This is a genomic window from Salmonella sp. SSDFZ69, from assembly GCF_004010755.1.
GTDB lineage: Bacteria > Pseudomonadota > Gammaproteobacteria > Enterobacterales > Enterobacteriaceae > Salmonella > Salmonella enterica.
The window spans coordinates 1462579-1483439 of sequence record NZ_CP034831.1 but is presented as its reverse complement, the minus strand read 5'-3'; the positions used below and the strand labels follow the sequence as shown (position 1 = coordinate 1483439).

Annotated in this window: 20 protein-coding genes; 3 read left to right on the top strand and 17 right to left on the bottom strand. The window is 52.7% G+C overall.

Translation table 11 applies throughout. From position 1 onward, the window contains the following. Positions 1-28 precede the first annotated feature (28 nt). Positions 29-673, bottom strand: coding sequence for a glutathione transferase (gene yfcF / locus EOS98_RS07275; protein ID WP_080194517.1), 645 nt, complete (start codon positions 671-673; stop codon positions 29-31). Between the two features lie 142 nt (positions 674-815). Here yfcF and yfcG point away from each other — a divergent pair, with 142 nt between their 5' ends. Together yfcG and EOS98_RS07265 are read left to right on the top strand one after the other, a co-directional pair. Beyond that, entirely contained in the window at positions 816-1463 is a 648-nt protein-coding gene (gene yfcG / locus EOS98_RS07270) for a GSH-dependent disulfide bond oxidoreductase (protein WP_000566563.1), read from the top strand. A gap of 125 nt (positions 1464-1588) precedes the next feature. Then, complete coding sequence (locus EOS98_RS07265) at positions 1589-2482, top strand: TIGR01777 family oxidoreductase (RefSeq protein WP_001166274.1); 894 nt, start codon at positions 1589-1591, stop codon at positions 2480-2482. A 51-nt stretch (positions 2483-2533) separates the two neighbouring features. Here the strand turns inward: EOS98_RS07265 and hisP are convergent, their stop codons facing one another. From hisP to EOS98_RS07210, 10 genes are all read right to left on the bottom strand, one after another. Then, positions 2534-3307, bottom strand: a complete 774-nt coding sequence (gene hisP / locus EOS98_RS07260; RefSeq protein ID WP_001293591.1) for a histidine ABC transporter ATP-binding protein HisP — start codon at positions 3305-3307, stop codon at positions 2534-2536. Positions 3308-3320: 13 nt separating this feature from the next. Beyond that, a complete protein-coding gene (gene hisM, locus EOS98_RS07255) occupies positions 3321-4028 on the bottom strand; it encodes a histidine ABC transporter permease HisM (protein WP_000569771.1) in 708 nt (235 codons plus the stop codon). Continuing rightward, positions 4025-4711 carry a histidine ABC transporter permease HisQ gene (locus EOS98_RS07250; RefSeq protein ID WP_000965498.1) on the bottom strand — a complete coding sequence of 229 codons (687 nt, stop codon included), beginning with the start codon at positions 4709-4711 and terminating at the stop codon, positions 4025-4027. The genes hisM and EOS98_RS07250 overlap by 4 nt, the downstream gene beginning before the upstream one ends. Before the next feature lie 180 nt (positions 4712-4891). Further along, a complete protein-coding gene (gene hisJ, locus EOS98_RS07245) occupies positions 4892-5674 on the bottom strand; it encodes a histidine ABC transporter substrate-binding protein HisJ (protein ID WP_126523941.1) in 783 nt (260 codons plus the stop codon). Between the two features lie 237 nt (positions 5675-5911). Continuing rightward, complete coding sequence (argT, locus tag EOS98_RS07240) at positions 5912-6694, bottom strand: lysine/arginine/ornithine ABC transporter substrate-binding protein ArgT (protein ID WP_079944962.1); 783 nt, start codon at positions 6692-6694, stop codon at positions 5912-5914. Between the two features lie 288 nt (positions 6695-6982). Beyond that, positions 6983-7552 carry a UbiX family flavin prenyltransferase gene (locus tag EOS98_RS07230; RefSeq protein ID WP_000825680.1) on the bottom strand — a complete coding sequence of 190 codons (570 nt, stop codon included), beginning with the start codon at positions 7550-7552 and terminating at the stop codon, positions 6983-6985. Positions 7553-7578: 26 nt separating this feature from the next. Beyond that, complete coding sequence (locus tag EOS98_RS07225) at positions 7579-8985, bottom strand: amino acid permease (RefSeq protein WP_000380356.1); 1407 nt, start codon at positions 8983-8985, stop codon at positions 7579-7581. 63 nt (positions 8986-9048) lie between these two features. Beyond that, on the bottom strand, positions 9049-10152 hold the full coding sequence (locus EOS98_RS07220) for an alanine/ornithine racemase family PLP-dependent enzyme (RefSeq protein ID WP_000281907.1): 1104 nt from the start codon (positions 10150-10152) through the stop codon (positions 9049-9051). 1 nt (position 10153) lies between these two features. Continuing rightward, positions 10154-11575, bottom strand: coding sequence for an APC family permease (locus EOS98_RS07215; RefSeq protein ID WP_000072512.1), 1422 nt, complete (start codon positions 11573-11575; stop codon positions 10154-10156). 90 nt (positions 11576-11665) lie between these two features. Then, positions 11666-13063, bottom strand: a complete 1398-nt coding sequence (locus EOS98_RS07210; protein WP_000132306.1) for a diaminopimelate decarboxylase family protein — start codon at positions 13061-13063, stop codon at positions 11666-11668. A 210-nt stretch (positions 13064-13273) separates the two neighbouring features. Here EOS98_RS07210 and EOS98_RS07205 point away from each other — a divergent pair, with 210 nt between their 5' ends. Beyond that, on the top strand, positions 13274-14701 hold the full coding sequence (locus tag EOS98_RS07205; RefSeq protein ID WP_000168925.1) for a sigma-54 interaction domain-containing protein: 1428 nt from the start codon (positions 13274-13276) through the stop codon (positions 14699-14701). Between the two features lie 35 nt (positions 14702-14736). Here the strand turns inward: EOS98_RS07205 and purF are convergent, their stop codons facing one another. From purF to EOS98_RS07175, 6 genes are all read right to left on the bottom strand, one after another. Then, positions 14737-16254: an amidophosphoribosyltransferase gene (purF, locus tag EOS98_RS07200; protein WP_000334205.1), complete on the bottom strand. Its 1518-nt coding sequence runs from the start codon at positions 16252-16254 to the stop codon at positions 14737-14739. Positions 16255-16291: 37 nt separating this feature from the next. After that, positions 16292-16780 carry a colicin V production protein gene (cvpA, locus tag EOS98_RS07195; protein WP_000262102.1) on the bottom strand — a complete coding sequence of 163 codons (489 nt, stop codon included), beginning with the start codon at positions 16778-16780 and terminating at the stop codon, positions 16292-16294. A 310-nt stretch (positions 16781-17090) separates the two neighbouring features. Beyond that, positions 17091-17765, bottom strand: a complete 675-nt coding sequence (dedD, locus tag EOS98_RS07190) for a cell division protein DedD (RefSeq protein ID WP_126523940.1) — start codon at positions 17763-17765, stop codon at positions 17091-17093. Further along, positions 17755-19023 carry a bifunctional tetrahydrofolate synthase/dihydrofolate synthase gene (gene folC, locus EOS98_RS07185; RefSeq protein ID WP_000792289.1) on the bottom strand — a complete coding sequence of 423 codons (1269 nt, stop codon included), beginning with the start codon at positions 19021-19023 and terminating at the stop codon, positions 17755-17757. Before folC ends, dedD begins: the two co-directional genes overlap by 11 nt. Before the next feature lie 67 nt (positions 19024-19090). Continuing rightward, positions 19091-20005, bottom strand: coding sequence for an acetyl-CoA carboxylase, carboxyltransferase subunit beta (gene accD, locus EOS98_RS07180; protein WP_000118383.1), 915 nt, complete (start codon positions 20003-20005; stop codon positions 19091-19093). Between the two features lie 149 nt (positions 20006-20154). Beyond that, a complete protein-coding gene (locus tag EOS98_RS07175) occupies positions 20155-20814 on the bottom strand; it encodes a DedA family protein (protein ID WP_000364318.1) in 660 nt (219 codons plus the stop codon). Positions 20815-20861: the final 47 nt, after the last annotated feature.

Below are 20861 nucleotides of genomic sequence, written 5' to 3'. Positions count from 1 at the left end.
GTTATGATACTGGAATATGAATAGATTTTCAGCCTGAACGCTTCGAGGAAAGCGCAATAAAACGCTGTACGGAAGCACGCTGCCACTGGAATGTCGCATACGCCGCCAGCGACGCCGGCACGTCATCGCCATGCAGCGCCAGACGATTGATCATCAATGCCAGATCGGTATCGGCAATGCACCATTCACCAAATAAATTTTGCGTCCCCTGCCCCAATAGCGCTTCAGCCGTCGCAAACAGTTTTGCCGCGCTGGCTTTTCCAGCCTCGCTTAGCGGCGCTTTTTTCGCCCCGGCAAACACTACGTCGGTAGGCCGTTCTTCGCGAAGCGGCAGTAAATCGCTGCGTAGCCACGCCTGAATCTGTCGCGCGCGGGCGCGTTTTTGTAAATCGTGCGGGTAGATACGCTCCCACTGCGGCGGCGCGAAACGCTCCTCCAGGTATTCCGCAATAGCGGACGACTCGCTCAGCTCAAAATTGTCGGTCTCAAGCACCGGTACGCGCTGCGTCAGCGTATATCCCCGCCAGCCAGGTTGCAGATGTTCTCCCTGGTCCAGATCGCGGGTTTTCAGAGTAAAGGAAAGCCCTTTTTCTTGTAATGCCACCCAGGCGGACAAGACGTAGGGAGAAAAAAAGTTCGCATCCGACCACAGCACAATAACAGGCTTACTCATAATGTCCTCTTGAGGGCGTATTAAGTTTCTTCCCAAAATATAGCGTCTTTCGCCTGCTGTCACCTGATGAAAACTCACACACATCAGGAGGCTTTCTATACTTAATTCAGCCCAGACTCTTTACGCACATGCAGGAGCCAAAATGATTGACCTTTACTACGCCCCCACGCCCAACGGGCATAAAATAACGCTGTTTCTGGAAGAGGCGGAGCTGGCGTATCGTTTGCTAAAAGTAGATATCAGCAAGGGCAATCAGTTTCGCCCTGATTTTTTGGCTATCTCTCCCAATAATAAAATTCCTGCCATCGTCGATCACGCCCCGGCAGACGGCGGTCAACCGCTTAGTCTTTTTGAATCCGGCGAAATTCTTCTCTACCTGGCGGAAAAAAGCGGCAAACTGCTTAGCGGGGAGCTGCGTGAACGCCATACCACGCTGCAATGGCTGTTCTGGCAGGTCGGCGGGTTAGGGCCGATGCTGGGCCAGAATCACCACTTTAACCATTTTGCGCCGCAGGCCATCCCCTATGCGATTGAACGCTATCAGGTTGAAACGCAACGCTTATACAACGTCCTGAATAAACGCCTGGAAACCTCCCCGTGGCTGGGCGGCGACCACTACAGTATTGCGGATATCGCCAGTTGGCCGTGGGTTAACGCACATCAGCGTCAGCGAATCGATCTTGATACCTACCCGGCGGTGTATAACTGGTTTGAACGCATTCGCACGCGTCCTGCGACAGCGCGCGCACTGTTACAAGCGCAACTGCACTGTAACAGTACGAAAGCGTAACGCGGTAGCATACATCATGTATGATGTAGAGGTGTATACACGGAAAAAACCTGCGTCCGGCACCCTTATTCGTATTAAAAACCTGACATTAGGGAAGAGGAAATCCTCCCTACTCTGGAGGTCATATGCAGATTCTGATTACCGGCGGTACGGGCCTGATAGGGCGTCATCTCATTCCCCGGCTGTTAACACTGGGGCACCAGGTGACGGTCGTTACGCGCAATCCCGATAACGCGCGTCAGATTCTCGATTCCAGAGTGACATTATGGAAAGGGCTGGCGGAACGTGAGCACCTCAATGAGATTGATGCCATCATCAATCTGGCGGGCGAACCGATTGCCGACAAGCGCTGGACGTCGCAACAAAAAGAACGGTTGTGCCAAAGCCGCTGGGCTATCACGCAAAAGTTGGTGGATTTAATTCATGCCAGCGCTACGCCGCCCTCGGTGTTGATATCCGGCTCCGCCACGGGCTATTACGGCGATCTGGGCGACGTTGTCGTCACTGAAGATGAGCCGCCGCACAACGAATTTACGCATAAACTTTGCGCCCGCTGGGAACAGATTGCCTGTCGTGCGCAGAGCGACCAGACCCGCGTCTGCCTGCTGCGTACCGGCGTTGTCCTGGCGCCGCAAGGCGGGATTCTGGGGAAAATGGTTCCGCCGTTTCGCCTCGGACTCGGCGGTCCGGTGGGTAATGGTCGGCAATATCTGGCCTGGATTCACATCGACGATATGGTCAACGGCATCCTGTGGCTGCTGGATAACGATCTTCGCGGTCCCTTCAATATGGTCTCGCCGTATCCCGTCCATAATGAGCATTTTGCTCATGCGCTGGGTCGCGCGCTGCGCCGTCCGGCGATTATTCGCATTCCGGCGACGGCAATTCGCTTATTGATGGGAGAGTCGTCAGTGCTGGTATTGGGCGGACAGCGGGCGCTGCCAAAACGGCTTGAAGCCGCCGGATTCGCATTTCGCTGGTATGATTTAGAAGAGGCGCTGGCGGATGTGATTCGCTAGTTCCCAAAGCGCCGTATCCTGCCCGGTGAGCGATGCGCCGCCGGGCTTCTTTTATTTCAGCGAGCCTTTCAGGAATTGCTGTAAACGCGGGCTTTGCGGATTGCCGAACACCTGCTCCGGATCGCCCTCTTCTTCAATTTTCCCCTGATGCAGAAAAATAACGTGCGAAGAGACATGGCGGGCGAAGCCCATTTCATGCGTGACCACCACCATCGTTTTGCCTTCTTCCGCCAGTTGTTGCATGATGCGCAACACTTCGCCGACCAGTTCAGGATCAAGTGCCGATGTGGGTTCATCGAACAGTAAAACGTCAGGTTCCATCGCCAGCGCGCGCGCAATAGAAACGCGCTGCTGTTGGCCGCCGGAGAGATGGACGGGATATTTGCCCTGAGCGCGCTCATCAATCCCCACCTTCGCCAGATATTTCAACGCCCGCTCGCGCGCGTCGTGCTTGCTTAATCCCAGTACCTGAATCGGCGCTTCCATCACATTTTCCAGCACCGTCATGTGGCTCCAGAGGTTGAAGTGCTGAAACACCATCGTCAGGCGGGTACGCAACAAGCGTAGCTGATTTTTATCCGCCACTTTGAGCTGCCCGTCTTTGTCGCGCACCAGATTAATGTTCTGACCGTTCACGATAATCGCGCCTTCGCTCGGTTTTTCGAGGAAGTTAATACAGCGCAAAAAAGTGCTTTTACCGGAGCCGGACGAGCCGATGATGCTAATCACATCTCCGGCGCGGGCCTGCAGCGATACCCCTTTCAGCACTTCATGACCGCCGTAGCGTTTGTGCAAATCGATAACGTGTAATTTATTTTCTGACATCATGTTACTCGAATTATTTAGAGGACACGTGCTGCAACCAGCGTCTTTCCGCCCGACGGAACAGGCTTATCAGGACATACGAAATGAGTAAATACAACACGGCGGCAATGCCAAACGCGGTAAACGGCTGGTAAGTCGCTGAGTTAATATCGCGGGCGATTTTCAACAAATCCGGCACCGTCGCGGTAAACGCCAGCGCCGTAGAGTGCAGCATTAAAATCACTTCGTTGCTGTAGGCAGGCAAGGCGATGCGTAATGCCGACGGCAAAATAATGCAGCGATACATTTTAAATGACGAGAAGCCATAGGCCCGTGCCGCTTCAATTTCACCGTGCGGCACCGAGCGAATCGCCCCGGCGAAAATCTCCGTGGTATACGCGCAGGTATTCAGCGTCAGCGCCAGTACGGTACAGTTCAGTCCGCTGCGGAAAAACGCGTTAAGAAGATCGGTGCCTTTGACTATCTCCAGCGTATACATCCCCGAATAGAACACCAGTAGCTGTACGTACAGCGGCGTGCCGCGAAAAATATACGTGAACAGCCAGATGGGAAAACGGATGAATTTATTACTGGAAACGCGACCTACCGCCAGAATCACCGCCAGAAGACCGCCCATCACCACCGATGAAATTAACAACCACAGCGTAATCGCCACGCCGGTAAAACGATAGCCATCCGTCCACAGCAGGGATTTCCAGTACTCCTGAATGATCTCAATCACAAATCGGCCCTCTTCACGCCCACGGAATAGCGACGCTCAAGTAAGAGCAGCACACCATTGGAAACGGTGGTAAATACCAGGTAGATAAGTCCACAGACCACGGCAAAATAGAAAGGCTCCCAGGTGCTTTTACCGGCAAGCTGCGTGGCTTTGACGACATCTTCCAGGCCCAGCAGCGACACCAGCGCCGTCGCTTTGAGTATCACCTGCCAGTTATTGCCGATCCCCGGCAGGGCGTAACGCATCATCGCCGGGAACATAATCCGCCGGAAGGTTTGCCCGTGGGTAAAACCAAAAGCCGTCGCCGCCTCGATATGGCCTTTCGGCACCGCCATAAACGCGCCGCGAAAGGTTTCGGTAAAATAGGCGCCATAGATGAAACCGAGGGTGATAATACCGGCCACCATCGGATCAATATCTATCTGGTCGATACCCAGCGAATCGGTCACCACGTTAAGCGCGATTTGCAATCCGTAAAATATCAGCAGCATTAAGACCAGATCCGGCACCCCGCGAATCAGGGTGGTGTATCCTTCAAAAATAAGCCCCGTTACCCGGTTTTGCGAAAGCTTCGCCCCCGCGCCGACAAGACCGATAAGCACGGCCAGCACCACGGAACTGAGCGCCAGTTCCAGCGTGACGATCGCGCCCTGTAAAATTACGCCTGAAAACCCGTACAACATGCAGCCTGTCCTGTTGTGTGTGGTGAAGTAAGAAGCCTCTTTTGCATTTTTGCCTCACATCACGCCGGATGGCGGCTGTGCCTTGCCCGACCTACGATGCTCCGTAGGCCTGACATGCACAGCGCCATCAGGCAATGCAGACAGTCAACATTCTTTGGGCTTTATCTGCACCGACGGTGATTAACCGCCATAAACATCAAAATCAAAGTACTTTTTCGCCAGCTTTTCGTAAGTACCGTCAGCACGCATTTCAGCAAAGGCTTTGTTCAGCGCTTCGCGCAGCTCGTTATCCTCTTTGCGCAGCCCCATACCGGTTCCTACGCCGAATAACTTCTCATCTTTCACCGCCGGGCCGCCGAATTTATAGTCTTTTCCGACGGGCTGTTTAAGGAAACCTTCGCTGGCCGCGACCTCGTCCTGGAACGCTGCATCAATACGACCAGCCGTCAGATCGGAATAAATGTTGTCCTGCCCCTGGTAAGAGACGATCTCAATCCCTTTCGGCGCCCAGTGCTCATTGCCGAAGGTCTCCTGCGTCGTCCCCTGTAGCACGCCGACGCGCTTGCCTTTCAGCGACGCGACGGTCGGCTGAATATCAGAGTTCTTCGCCACCACCAGACGGGAATCAGCGGCGTAAAGCTTGTCGGTAAACGCGATTTCCTGCTGGCGCTTTTCAGTGATGGACAGCGAGGACATGATGGCATCAATTTTCTTCGCTTTTAAAGACGGAATCAGCGCATCCAGCGGGTTTTCCACGAACGTACACTGTGTGTTGATACGTTTGCACAGCTCTTTGGCCAGCTCGATATCAAAGCCGACCAATTCACCTTGTGCATTTTTGGATTCAAACGGTGCGTATGTAGGATCGGTACCGATACGAATCTTTTGTGGAATAGCGGCAAATGCTGCGGTAGCGCTGGAAAATGCCAGCACCAGAGAAAGGGATAACGCCAGTTTTTTCATAACTATCCTCAACAGACTGTCTTTCCAGGAGATCTTTACAGATCCGATGCGACTATCGTGCCATTAATCAGGCCGACAAGGCAAAGCATTCTACCTTGTCAGCCGGTTTATTTTGCATAAAAATCGATTAAGTATGCATTTACGCGCCTGTTCCGCAACGGCTTATGCACCAAAAAGGTGCAAAACATCTATTTTGCACCGTGATAGTTCCCCAGCGCGGCGCGTTATCCCCTTCCCTCAATCGCCGTAAACATTAAAATCGAAGTACTTTTTGGCCATTTTGTCGTAAGTTCCGTCCTGGCGCAGTTCGGTCAGCGCTTTATCAAACGCGGCTTTTAGCTCGGTATCGTCTTTACGCAGCCCAACCCCCGTCCCGTCGCCAAAATATTTTTTATCCTTCACGGAAGGACCGGCAAACGCATACTCTTTGCCCGCTGGCTGCTTCAGGAAACCTTCGCTGGCGGCGACTTCATCCTGTAATGCGGCATCCAGACGACCGGCGGTTAAATCGGAATAGATAAGATCCTGGTTGGCATAAGCCACCACATCCACACCTTTTGTGCGCCAGTTATCATTGGCGTAAGCCTCTTGCGTGGACCCTTGCAGCACGCCGACATGCTTGCCTTTCAGCGATTCCAGCGTCGGCTGAATGGGAGACCCTTTTGCCGCAATCAGGCGTGAATCCGCCGCGTAAAGTTTGTCGGAAAACGCGATTTCTTGCTGGCGTTTATCAGTGATAGAGAGCGATGAAATAATGGCATCAATTTTTTTCGCTTTTAGTGAGGGAATAAGCGCATCAAAGTCGCTGGCGACCCAGGTACATTTCACCTGCATACGCTTACACATTTCATTACCGAGATCGATATCAAAGCCAATAAACTCGCCTTTGGCATCTTTTGATGAGAAAGGCGCGTAGGTGGTATCTGTTCCAATACGAACCGTTTGCGGGAGCGCGGCGTAACTGGCCGCCGTCGCGCCCAGACCTACCAGCAAAGACAAAGCGAGAACGGTCTTCTTCATACATACCCCTCAAGTGGCGTCATTTTCTTATGTTTTACGTGGTGTTGTGTGTTTGCAGACTTTTTCATGCAGGTCTTATGCCATTTTCACGTCAGCAAAACGATTCGACGTTAAATTTGTTAATAAAACGTTGCAATATTGTCCTGATGTTGAAGATAGCAGGTATGACGGTTGAACCGCAGCGTTTCGGCGGCTTTTAACGAATTAAATGTTGAGGATATGATCGCGGTTACAAAATTGCCCTGAAACAGGGCAACAGGGACAATAATGCACGCTAAACAGACAACGCTATGCGCCCTGCCAGCGAACAAAAAGATCGTGCGGAAGGGGGATATCAAACTGATCCAAAACTCGGTTAACCGTTTGATTTATAATATCATCTAACGTCTGAGGAAGATGATAAAAAGCCGGAACCGGCGGCATAATCACCGCGCCTATCTCAGCGGCCTGGGTCATTAAACGCAAATGCCCGATATGCAGCGGCGTTTCGCGCACACACAGCACCAGAGGTCGCCGCTCTTTTAATATCACATCCGCCGCGCGGGTAAGCAGCCCGTCAGTATAACTGTGGACAATCCCCGACAGCGTTTTAATCGAACAGGGCAAGATAACCATTCCCGCCGTCGGGTAAGAGCCCGAGGAAATGCTGGCGGCAATGTCGCGCGCATCGTGCGTCACATCGGCCAGCGCCTGCACCTCGCGCAGCGAAAAATGGGTCTCCAGCGCCAGCGTTTGCCGGGCCGCCTGGCTCATCACCAGATGCGTTTCCACGCTATCGACATCGCGCAAAATTTGTAATAAGCGCACGCCATAAATCGCTCCGCTGGCGCCGCTAATTCCTACAATGAGTCGTTTCATGTTCTCTTACCGTTTACGAGCGCCGTTCATCCCACTGTGTTACGTAATCGGCTCAAAGTGGGTCTGAAGAGATACCATGACAAAAGAATCCCTATCATAAAAGCCAGCTCAACCAACATTATCACTACCCCTTGCTCACTAAACCAAGTGCCGACCATAATGGCAAAATTGGTGATAATGACAAATCGGGCCGTCCAGGGGAAAAGCGGCGATCGATAGCGTAGCAAATCGCTGGCGTACGTTCCATTACGCACCGATTGTCGGAAACGATACTGGCACCATCCGATGGTTATCCATGCCAGGCAACCCACCTGCCCGGTACTGGCGATCAGATATAAATAAAATTGCTGTGCGGGAATATAGCGGGTCAGCAACGACACCAACGCCAACAAGGCCGTGATTAAAATAGCATACACCGGCACGCCGCCGCCGTTCGTTTTACCAAAGCAGGCTGGCGCAAAGCGATCGCCCGCCATAGACCACAGCATACGCGAACTGGCGTAAATGGCCGAGTTAGCGGCAGAAACCGCGGCGGAAAAGATCACCAGCGTCATCAGCGTATCCGCCCCCGGAATGCCCGCGTGGGAGAATACCCATACAAAGGGACTTTGTCCATTTGGCGTCAGTTCATGCGGATAGACCAGCGCCAGCACCGCAATCGCCAGGCCGTAAAACAAAATGATTCTGAGACCGATCCCCAGGATCACTTTCGGTAAAATAATGTGCGGCGATTCGGTCTCCCCTGCCGCATTTCCTACCAGTTCCACCCCCTGGAAGGAGTAAATCACGATCGTCATACAGACCACAATTTGCTCCCAACCGTGGGGAAACCACATTCCGTCTGTTTTTAACGTCGGGTGCCAGTCACTATGGCCCATTAGCGAGTAGATCATGACCCCGCCCGCGCAGATAAACAGCACGATCGCGAAGACCTTAATGGCCGAAAGCCAGTATTCGCATTCGCCAAAACTTTTTGCGGAGGTGAGATTGATGGCCGTCAGGATGAGCAGAATCGCCAGACAGAACATATATACCGGAACCGCGGGGAAAAACTGGTGAGCAATAAACCCTGCGGCAGTGAGGTCGGCTGCCAGGGAAAAGACCCAGCTAAACCAGTAAAGCCAGCCAATGGTATAGCTCCAGCAAGGTGACGGCATAAACATCAGCGCGTAATGTTGAAATGAACCGGAGTGAGGAAAGGCGCATGATAATTCGCCAAGACACATCATCGTTGCCAGCATAATGGTTCCGGCAAACAGATAGGCCAGTAAGGTTCCCGCCGGCCCGACGCTGCTTAACGGTTCGGCAATGCCGATAAATAAGCCGGTGCCAATCGTGCCGCCCAGCGACATCATCAGCAGGTGCCGCTTCTTCAGGTTACGCCGCAGACCGCCTTCAGGCTCTGCTGGCGGAGATTGTTGCAGGGTATCCATCGTTACTCCCTGTCTTTCGTGAGGTCAAAGATGCCGCCGCGACATAGCCGCGGCGGTTATGCGTTAACGCGTAAACCTCCAGGCGACGCCTTTGGTCTGGCAGGCCATTAACAGGCCCGTATAATCCAGCTCAAAGCGAACCACATCGCCTACTTTTAGCGACTGACGACAATCTTCAATATCCACCAGCGTATGATCGCTGGTTTGCCCTAAGATAGTGATAGCGTCGTCGCATGGCACACAGTTATCCGACGGCACATCCTGGCGACCAAACGCCAGCAATGCGCGTCGGCGTATGCCACGATCGACAAAGGTTTTACTTTGCAAAAAGGCATCGACGCCCAGCTCCCCGACCGGGACCGTCGGTTTACTGTTCAGTTCGATAATTTCCGCTTCCAGGATATACATATCGGAACAGGCTTTATCGACCGGTTTTGCGGAGTGGTGAAATTCATTCAGGTATTTCATGTCCACATATTCAATGCCGAATTCATGCAGTCCGCCGATGCGCAGATGATTCAGCCCCTGCGGCCAGATACCTTTATCCAGCAGGTGATAGCTGGTGCAGTTTCCCGCAGAAAGCCGCCGGACAGGAATACCGCTGTCGGCTTCCAGCCGGGCGGCCAGCGCCAGAAAATCCTCGCCATTTTTTACCGTTGGCAACACGGTGCCGTAACAATTAAAGTTGGTGCCCAGTCCATATAATTCCAGACCGGGCAGACCAGTAATCAGAGTCACGGTCTCAAGAATGCGTTGATATTCACCAAACCAGATACCCTCGCGTAAATCGCCCATATCCACCATCAGTAATACCTGATGCGTTTTCCCCTGGCGTTGGGCTTCTTGCGATAATGCCCGTAATACCACCGGCTCGCTATTTAAACTAATATCCGCGTAGCGCACCACATCTTCGATTTCACTCAGACACGGGCTGCGTAACAGGCAAGTCGTACATCCTGTCTCGCGTATTTTTTTCAAATTATAGGTTCGTGATTCAGCAATAACGGTAATTCCGCCGTTGAACACCGCCTGCGCGGTTTCCACGCAGCCGTCAAAAACTTTATTGACAGCCATCACGTCAATACCGCTACTTGCCAGCAGAGCTTTTTCCGTGCGGGCGTTTTCTTCCAGCTTGCGTAGATTTATTTCCAGAACTGGCATATACATTTTATTTTCCTCCCGCCATGCTTAAACGGGCATTACGTTTCTGCGCCCGATGGTAAATGTACTCCGCGACGACAACCGCCAGCACGGCTCCGCCAATAATTTTCCCGGCGTACTGGAAATATCCGCCCATATCAATTTGAGAAGGCGGAATAAATAACAGCGCAACGGCAAAGGCGATAGAAAGAAAGCCCAGCGCGGGTAAAATAGCCGGTAAAACCTTGCCCGGAATTTTAAAACTTCTTGGCGTATCCGGCTGAGTCTTACGTAAACGCCAGAACGCCGGGAACATCACCAGATAAGGAATAAAATAGGTGATGGTCGTTAGCGCCGTTAACATCCAGTAAGCCGCCGCAACGCTTGGCGAAATAAAAGTCGAAAAACACAGGACCGTGACAATAATCGCCTGTACAGTCAAGGCAAAGGCGGGCGTTTTCCACACCGGATGTAATTTGCCGATTCGGTCCCCCAACAGATTATCTTCACGCGAGGCTTCCTGGAGCATATAAATCGGCCCCACCAGCCAGGAGTTAATCTGCCCGAGAGCGCCAAAAAACATACAGATGGCCATAACAGGAATTAACCACGGCATATGCAGCGTGTCCGCAGCAGCATGCATAGCCTGCATGACGCCTGCCACGATGTCGGTTTTCCCTGCGGGTAAAAGCGTGTTTAGCGCCCAGGTACCGACCATATAGATCCCAACGATAACGGCGGCGGAGACGGCCATCGCTCGCGGAAAATCACGCTGTGGATTACGGGTACGCCCGGCAATCATCGGGGCGACCTCCAGTCCGGCAAACGCAAACATCATGCTGGATAAGAAAACGATCGTATCCCAGTGTCCGAGATCCGGAATCCAGTTTTTCGCTGTAGTGTAGTCCGTCTGCATCTGGTGTCCGGTACATAGCCATACCACCGCCAGTAAAATGAGGATGGCGGAGGGAATAAATACACCGCACCAGGCGCTGATGCTATTAATAATTTTTGTCCATTCCATCCCGCGGATATTCATCAGCGTTAATAGCCAGAAAATTACCGCGGAACCAATACCGATAAATGCTTTATTTTCCGCCAGGCCGCCGCCGATCATATAGCCCAACGCGGTAAAGCCGAATTGCAGCATTAATGGGAAAAACAGTACGCAGGAAAAGAGAAAACAAACCACGACAATCCATGCAATACGTTTACCAAATGCCTCTTTAATCCAGACAAATATCCCGCCATCTTTCGGCCAGCCGGTTGACAGCTCGCCGCATACCATCGCTAAAGGAAAAAACAAGCAGAATGCGGCTATCACCCATAACAACATGGCCGATGCCCCGTAAGGCGCCACGTTAGGGATTTGCCGCAAACTCAGAATAGCGATGACATTCATAAAGACAATGTCTTTGATGCCAAGTAAGCCAGAATTCGTGTTACTCATGGCCATCTCCTGTTATGCATTCAGGCATCACTGCCCTCTTCTTATCATCTGACGACGGGCTTCAGCATGAAACTGAAGCCCAAAACAGTATTAATAAATGTCGTACTTGACCATATCTTCGTAACTGTCTTCCCGACGAATCAGACGCGTTTCACCATTTTTATCGATCATCACCACGCCCGTGCGCGGACGGTTGTTATAAACGGTTTGACTTTCAATGGTGTATGCCCCGGCATCAAGAAATGCGACAATATCGCCAACATGAGTCTCCTTCGGCAGTAAAAACTCTTCGCCTTTCACTCCCATGTGGAAATAATCTCCGCCATCACACAGCGGCCCGGCTAATTTTATCCAGGCGTCGTGCGCTGCCGTCATGCGAGAGGCGTTATAGACATAAAAGAACCAGTCAAAATGCTGGCTGTCAGAAAGTACGCTGTAACCGGCGTCGACAAATTTCCATTCAACGTGGCATTCCACATTGCCGTTAAGATCGTAATTTGTTTTACGTTTTTCGCAGGAGACTTCCGTCAGTAACACCGCCGCCGACCCGGTCACTTTACGTCCCGGTTCAATACATATTTCCACATCGGTACGCCATTTATGTACTTCGCGAATGACCGCATCGGCAAAATCCTGGGCGGTAATACCGGCATACATATTATCTTTTAACGGGTCGCCATTCTCGTCGTCATATTTATAGGGAACCGGAATTCCGCCGCCCACGTTGATCAAATCAAATTTAATACCGAGCACCTCTTCCAGACGACGGGATTCATCCACCAGCACTTTAGTCGCTTTTGCGAAAGGCTCTGACTCCGGCACCTGATCGCCCACATGCATATGCAAGCCGCGCAAATGCACATAAGGCATCGCCAGAATGCGGCGGCAGGTTTCTTCCGCCTGTTCCAGGTCGAGACCCGACTTCGCATGGAAAGCGGTAACCAGTTCCGCATGCGTCGCCGAGGGAACATTCGGCTCTACGCGGACGCAAACATTGGCGACTTTCTTCAGCTTGCGAGAGATAGCATCAATATGTTCCAGCTCATACAGGCTATCAACATTAATAAGATACAGATCGTTGGCGATGGCATATTCCAGATCGGCAGGCTTTTTCACCACGCCGTTGAAGACGATCTGATCGCCGCGAAAGCCTATCTCCAGGCACTTGCGAACCTCATATTGTGAGTTTGCCTCCGCGCAAATTCCGGCGTCACGAATGGCTTTCAACACCCCCATGACCGAGCAGGTTTTTGACGCAAAGAAGGTTTTGGTATTTTTATGCGCCGCAAATGCCTGCTGGATTTCATGAATGTTACGAATAATCTCCGGCTCAGAAAACACATAGAACGGCGTGGGGTACTGGCGCGCCAGTGCGTCCAGATCGACCCCTTCAAAACACAAATGACCGTCTTTGTGCTGGAAACGGCGATCGCCGTTGATTACCTGCTCACGTAGCTGGTTGTAATTCTGCATAATCGAGTCAGTCATAACGCCCTCTGCTTAATGTTTATGGTAAAAATCCGCATTCTTTACAGGGATAAAGCAAAAGGCATGCCACTATTTTTTATCATAATAATCAATTACTTATAAAAATAAGCTGTTTCTCATTTTCGTCATTGAGTTTGTTATTCATCACAGCGACGAAAATTCGTCACTTTTATAATGACAACATGAATAATAGATATGAGGAATGCGTGTATGGCATCCACCAATCAGGAACTGGCCTCGGCGCTCAGGATGTTTTCCCGCTTTTTCGATTTGATTCATCAGCCGTTGGCCGTCATTAATGAGCGTGGTGAATACGTTTACTACAATCAGGAAAGCGCGGATCTGGACGGCTACAGTATTGAACGGGCAATGGGAAAACATATGCTGGATGTCTATCCGGGCATGAAAGAGACCCAAAGTACGATGCTTTCATCGTTAAAAAAAGGCGTGGAATACATTGGCCATTATCAAATTTATTACAATGCGCGAGGCCAGGCCGTTGACTATCAGCACACCACCGCGCCGCTCTATGCAAGCGATGGCGGCATGGTCGGCGTTATCGAAATCGGCAGGAATATGTCCGGCGTCAGGCGGCTCCAGGAGCAGGTGGTAGAATTGAACCAACTGCTGTATGCCGATCACCATGAGAAGCACCATGCCATTATTACCGAAAACCCGGAAATGCTCAGTAATATCGCCAAAGCCAAACGGCTGGCCGCCAGTAATATTCCGGTGACGATTGTCGGGGAGACGGGAACGGGTAAGGAGTTATTTTCCCGCCTGATACATCAATGCAGCAAGCGGGCGAATAAACCCTTCATCGCCCTGAACTGCGGCGCCCTACCGCCTACGCTTATCGAAAGTACGCTTTTCGGCACCGTGCGCGGCGCCTATACCGGCGCGGAAAATAGCCAGGGCTATCTGGAACTGGCAAACGGGGGAACGCTCTTTCTTGATGAGCTGAACGCCATGCCGATAGAGATGCAAAGTAAGCTGCTGCGATTCTTGCAGGATAAAACCTTCTGGCGGCTCGGCGGACAACAGCAACTCCACTCTGATGTCAGGATCGTTGCCGCCATGAACGAAGCGCCCGTCAAATTAATTCAACAAGAACGTCTGCGGGCAGATCTTTTTTATCGGTTGAGCGTCGGAATGTTGACGTTACCGCCGCTGCGCGCCCGCCCGGAAGATATTCCCTTACTGGCGAATTATTTTATTGATAAATACCGTAATGACGTGCCGCAGGACATTCACGGATTAAGCGAGACGGCGCGTGCTGATCTGCTCAATCACGCCTGGCCGGGTAATGTCAGGATGCTGGAAAACGCGATTGTACGCAGCATGATCATGCAGGAAAAAGATGGGCTGCTCAAACACATCATTTTTGAACAGGACGAGTTAAATTTAGGCGTACCGGAAACCGCGCCGGAAAATCCCCTTCCCTCGTCACCCGATCCGCAGTATGAAGGGTCGCTGGAGGTACGGGTTGCTAACTACGAAAGGCATTTAATAGAAACCGCGCTGGATACGCATCAGGGGAATATTGCCGCCGCGGCCCGCAGCCTTAACGTATCGCGCACCACGTTACAGTACAAAGTACAAAAATACGCTATTCGCTTCGGCGTGGTGCGTAATTGACATCGGCCAGCGGCATTGCGCCGCTGGCAAAGCCATTAGCCTTCGTTATGCATTTCCAGGTTTTCCATTTCGTTCTGGAACAGCACCGCTTTGGCGTCGTCATTACGTAATGAATCCAGGAAGTCGAGGTATTGCTGGTCTACGTCTTTGGTGACATATACCCCGTTAAATACCGAACACTCAAACTGCTGGATATCCGGATTTTCCGCGCGCACGGCTTCGATCAGATCGTTCAGATCCTGGAAGATAAGCCCGTCTGCGCCGATGATCTGACGAATCTCATCCACCTCGCGACCATGCGCGATCAGCTCATTGGCGGTCGGCATATCAATGCCATAGACGTTGGGGAAACGAATTTCCGGCGCGGCGGACGCCAGATAAACCTTCTTCGCGCCGGCCTCCCGGGCCATCTCGATGATCTGCTCTGATGTGGTGCCACGCACGATGGAATCATCCACCAGCAGGACGTTCTTATCGCGGAATTCCGCGCGATTAGCATTGAGCTTACGGCGCACGGATTTACGGCGTAGCTGTTGGCCCGGCATGATAAAGGTACGTCCCACGTAACGATTTTTGACAAATCCCTGGCGGTACGGCTTGCCGAGAATACGGGCAATTTCCAGTGCGATATCGCAGGAGGTTTCCGGGATAGGGATCACGACGTCGATGTCCAGATCTTCCCATTCACGAGCGATTTTTTCGCCAAGTTTGGTGCCCATATTCACACGAGCGCTGTAGACGGAGATCTTGTCGATAAAGGAATCCGGACGAGCAAAATAAACGTACTCAAACAGACAGGGGTTACTGACCGGGTTATCCGCGCACTGGCGCGTGAACAGTTGCCCCTTTTCGGTAATATAGATAGCTTCGCCTGGCGCGACATCGCGCAGGAATTCGAAGCCCAGCGTATCCAGCGCCACGCTTTCAGAAGCGACCATATACTCCGTACGACCATCGCCAACGTCACGCTTACCCAGCACTAACGGGCGAATGCCGTGCGGATCGCGAAAAGCCACCATACCGTGGCCGATAATCATCGCCACGCAGGCATAGGCGCCGCGGATTTGACGGTTAGTCGCGGCAATCGCGGCAAAAATATTGTCGGCTTCCAGCGGATAGTGACGGAAGTTGTCGAGCTCGCTGGCGAAAATATTGAGCAGGATTTCGGAATCGGAGGTGGTGTTGATATGACGGCGCTTTTCTTCAAACAGCTTTTTACGTAGCTCGTGCGCGTTAGTCAGGTTGCCATTATGGGCCAACGTGATGCCATACGGCGAGTTAACATAAAAAGGTTGCGCTTCGGAAGCGCTGGAGCTGCCTGCGGTAGGGTAGCGCACATGGCCGATCCCCATGTTGCCCTGCAAACGCTGCATGTGGCGAGCTTCAAAAATATCGTTCACCAGCCCGTTTGCCTTACGCAAGCGGAAGCAGTTATTCGCATCAATGGTGATGATACCGGCAGCATCCTGACCACGATGCTGGAGCACTGTTAACGCGTCATAAATCGACTGGTTGACCGGCATAACACCGGCGATACCGACAATACCGCACATACGTCATTTTCCTCGTTAAGCCACATCTCAGAACCTGTTACGTCCTGGGCAAGAAACTCGACGAGCTTTGCAGATAGTCAAAGAACCATCTGATGATGAAGCTGAACTGCGGGATGAGCTGCGATTTGCTCCAGTCTTCGCTTTTCGACAAGCCGGTAAAGGTATCAAGGAAGAACAGAATGGCGGCGACAATCAGCGCGCCTCGCAGTGCGCCGAAACAGATCCCCAACACCCGGTCAGTTCCCGACAGGCCGGTCTTTTCTACTAGCTGACCTATCACAAAATTCACGATAGCGCCGACGATAAGCGTCGCGATAAACAGTACCGCGATAGCAATCCCATTACGAACCAGTTCGTCTTCAAAGCCCGTAAACCAGACAGACAGGTAAGTGTAGTAGTGACTGGCGACAAAGAAAGCACAACCCCACGTCACCAGCGATAACGCTTCACGAACAAAGCCGCGGATCAGGCTAACCAGACAGGAAAAAGCAATCACCGCGATAATGGCGTAATCAATCCAGACCATAGATGTCCCACGATTTTACGCCCTGTCGTCCTGTTCGGGGCGCATTCTAACAGAAAAAGAAAACGTTTGCGTAGGGATTTCCTTCCCACGCGTAAATAAAAATGGCGCTGAAAAAATATTCAACGCCATCACACTTTTTATCTCTTCGGGCACGACCAGAAGAGCTGCCATCGGCCTGATAAGCGCAGGATACCAGGTTCATTCCTTCTGCCGGATGGCGGCGTAAACGCCTTATCCAGCCTACAGAACTTCGGCTATTACCAGGTGAACACCGTAGGCCTTAACGCTGCGCGCTCAGGCAAAACGCGCCTTAGTTCGGGCTATATCCCATCACCACGCCGCTTAACCCGGAAATCTGCTTGAGCTCGCCAAGCGATCCTTTCATCTTATCTTTCGACGCATCCGGCCCGACGAGAATACGGGTTATTTTACCCTGTACCGGCGTTGAGGGGGAAGTATAAACCCGGAACCCGGCGGAACGAAGCTTGCCGACTATCTCGTTGACTTTATCCGCGTTTTTCAGCGCGCCCAACTGTACGACATAGGCTTTGCCGGTCGGCGCAGGTTTATCGTCGGCGACTGGTTGCGGCGCGGGCGTCGGCGTGGAAGCGGCGACAACCGGCTGTTGCGGTTTAGTCTGCGGCTTCGGCTTTTCAACCGGCTTCGGTTTAGGCGTCTCCACCGGTATCGGATCAAGCTCGACATTGTTAGACGCCATGCGCGACGGGTCCAGCGACGGCGCGGCCGCATCTCCCGCCCGCACCTCTTCAGCCGCCCCTTCCGGCGGCTGTGTCGGCAGCGCCTGCGTTGCGGCAGGCATCATATCCGGCTCATCACGGTCGCCAGGCTTCGGTACCAGTGGAATCGCAGCAAATTCATCCTGATAATGCTTTTTCTGTCCGTCCAGCAGACCGGGAAGCACAATAACCCCCAGCGCGACTAACACAATCGTGCCGACTAAACGATTCTGAAACTTACTCGCCACCGATTCTCCCCGCGTCTATCACTTCCATAACATGTGCGACGGTGTGGAACGATCCGCACACCAGCACGGTATCTTCTGGCTGCGCCGCGTCGATAGCGGCCTGCCATGCCTGCGCGACGCTATCATAGACATTCCCTTTCCCCAGATGTTCCAGAAGTTGTTCCGCCGTCGCGCCGCGCGGCCCCTCTAACGGAGCACAATACCAGTCGTCAACCACGCTTTTCAACCAGGCTAACGTGCCGGCGATATCTTTATCATGCAGCATACCAATCACCGCAAGCACGCGCCCGCGTTTCGGCAACATTTTCAGACGACCCGTCAGGTATTCCGCCGCGTGAGGATTATGGGCGACATCAAAGATAACGCGCGGCGACTCACTCACGATTTGAAAACGTCCCGGCAAGGTAGCCTGCGCAATACCGTCGCGAATCGCCTGCTCGTCAATGTTCAACCTGCTGGCGCGCAGCGCGGCCAGAGCGGTGGCGGCATTCGGCTGGGGAACCTGCGGCAACGGCAGTCCGGCAAGCGTGCCGTCACCATCGGTAAACGCCCAGTGGGTCGCTGTCACCTCATAACGCCAGTCAACGCCGCGACGCCGCAACAGCGCGCCGGTCTCCTGCGCGACATCCGCGATGGTTGCCGGCATTTCCGGTTCGCCGACGATAGCGGGTTTTTCCGCGCGAAAAATCCCGGCCTTCTCGCGGCCGATACTTTCGCGATCCGGCCCCAGCCAGTCAGTATGGTCAAGCGCGATGCTGGTAATTACCGCTACATCGGCATCCACAATGTTCGTGGCGTCCAGGCGGCCGCCCAACCCGACCTCCAGAATCACCACGTCAAGGTTAGCCTGTTTAAACAGCCACAATGCCGACAACGTGCCATATTCAAAATAGGTCAATGAAATATCGCCGCGCGCCGTTTCTATTTCCGCAAAGGACGCGGTATGCGCGGATTCCGCTAATTCTTTCCCCTGCACGCGCACGCGCTCGGTGTAACGTACCAGATGAGGTGAACTATAGACGCCCACACGGTATCCCGCCGCGATTAACACCGACTCCAGCGTTCGACAGGTCGTACCTTTGCCGTTGGTTCCCGCAACGGTAAAAACGAACGGCGCAGGCTTGAGGATGTCCAGACGCGCTGCCACCTGGCTTACGCGCTCAAGGCCTAAATCGATACTCTTGCTGTGCAGGTTTTCCAGATAAGAAAGCCACGAGGCCAGGGGCGACGCAGCTTGAGGTATAGATTTGTTTTTCATTGATTCCGCTGCTTCTTTACGGTGAAAAGCAAAAGGGCAGAGCCTGCGGCCCTGCCCTTTTCAGTTATCAGGCCTCAGACTCCTGATCCGGCGCCGGAGGCACCACCACGCCTTCACGCGGGGCGTCCGGGTTCGGCGCGGGCAGATTCATCAGCTTCGCCAGAATGCTCGCCAGCTTCAGGCGCATTTCCGGGCGGCGGACTATCATATCAATAGCGCCTTTTTCGATCAGGAACTCACTGCGCTGGAATCCTGGCGGGAGCTTCTCACGAACGGTTTGTTCGATAACGCGCGGGCCGGCGAAGCCAATCAGGGCTTTTGGCTCGGCGATGTTGAGATCGCCCAGCATCGCAAAACTGGCGGAAACGCCGCCCATTGTCGGATCGGTCAATACCGAAATGTAGGGCAGACCACGTTCCTGCATTTTCGCCAGCGCAGCAGAGGTTTTCGCCATCTGCATCAGCGACATCAACGCTTCTTGCATACGCGCGCCGCCGGAAGCAGAGAAACACACTAACGGACAGTTATCTTCCAGCGCCTGTTCAACGGCGCGAACGAAGCGTGCGCCAACGACAGACCCCATTGAGCCGCCCATGAACGCGAATTCAAACGCGGCGGCGACAACCGGCATACCGTGAAGCGTCCCTTTCATGACCACCAGCGCGTCTTTCTCGCCGGTTTCTTTCTGCGCGGACGCCAGTCTGTCTTTATATTTTTTGGAGTCGCGGAACTTGAGCACGTCTTTCGGCTCCAGCTCGCTACCCAACTCCACAAGGGAACCTTCATCTAACAGGCTATGCAGGCGATTGCGCGCCGACATGCGCATATGATGGTCACACTTAGGACAGACCTCAAGATTACGTTCCAGCTCAGCGCGGTATAAAACCTGACCGCAGCTATCACACTTGGTCCACACCCCTTCAGGAATGCTTGCCTTGCGGGTGGGAGTAATGTTGCTTTTAATTCGTTCAATCCAGCTCATTGGTGACCTTTCTGCCTGAACCTTAGTCAGCTTTATTATAAGGGGCGCATAATGCCATTTTTGCCCCCAACAGACCATGAATGTTGCACATTAAAACATAACAGCCCGAAACTTTGGATAAAAAAGTGGTCGAACCGCTGAGTTACTTTCTATTTTGCGGCACGCGACGCAGCGCGCTTATGCCGGACAATCTCAATGACGCCAGGTAATATCGAAACCACGATAATCCCCACAATCAGCAGCTTAAGGTTATCCTGAATCAACGGTATCGTACCGAAGAAATAACCGGCGTAGGTAAAGAGCAGTACCCACAGCAGCGCGCCTATGACGTTATAGGCGGCAAAATGCCGATAGGACATGTGCCCCATCCCTGCCACAAACGGCGCAAAGGTTCTGACGATCGGCACGAAGCGAGCGAGAATGATAGTTTTACCGCCGTGTTTTTCATAAAACTGGTGGGTTTTATCCAGATAACTGCGGCGGAAAATTTTCGAATTCGGATTACTGAACAGTTTTTCGCCGAACAGTCGACCAATCGTGTAATTTACCGCATCGCCGACAATTGCGGCGATCAGCATTAACGCCACCATGACATGCACATTGAGATCGTTGGTTTCCAGCGAAGCCAGCGCCCCGGCGACAAACAGCAGCGAGTCGCCCGGCAGGAACGGCGTGACGACCAGGCCGGTTTCACAAAACAGAATCAAAAACAAAATAGCGTACACCCAGACGCCGTACTCCGCGACCAGCTCCGCCAGATGCACATCGATGTGCAGAATAAAATCAATAATAAAGTAGATCAGGTCCATATTTGTCTTTGCCTTTCTACCCGACACGTTTCGGGTGTACGATTCGG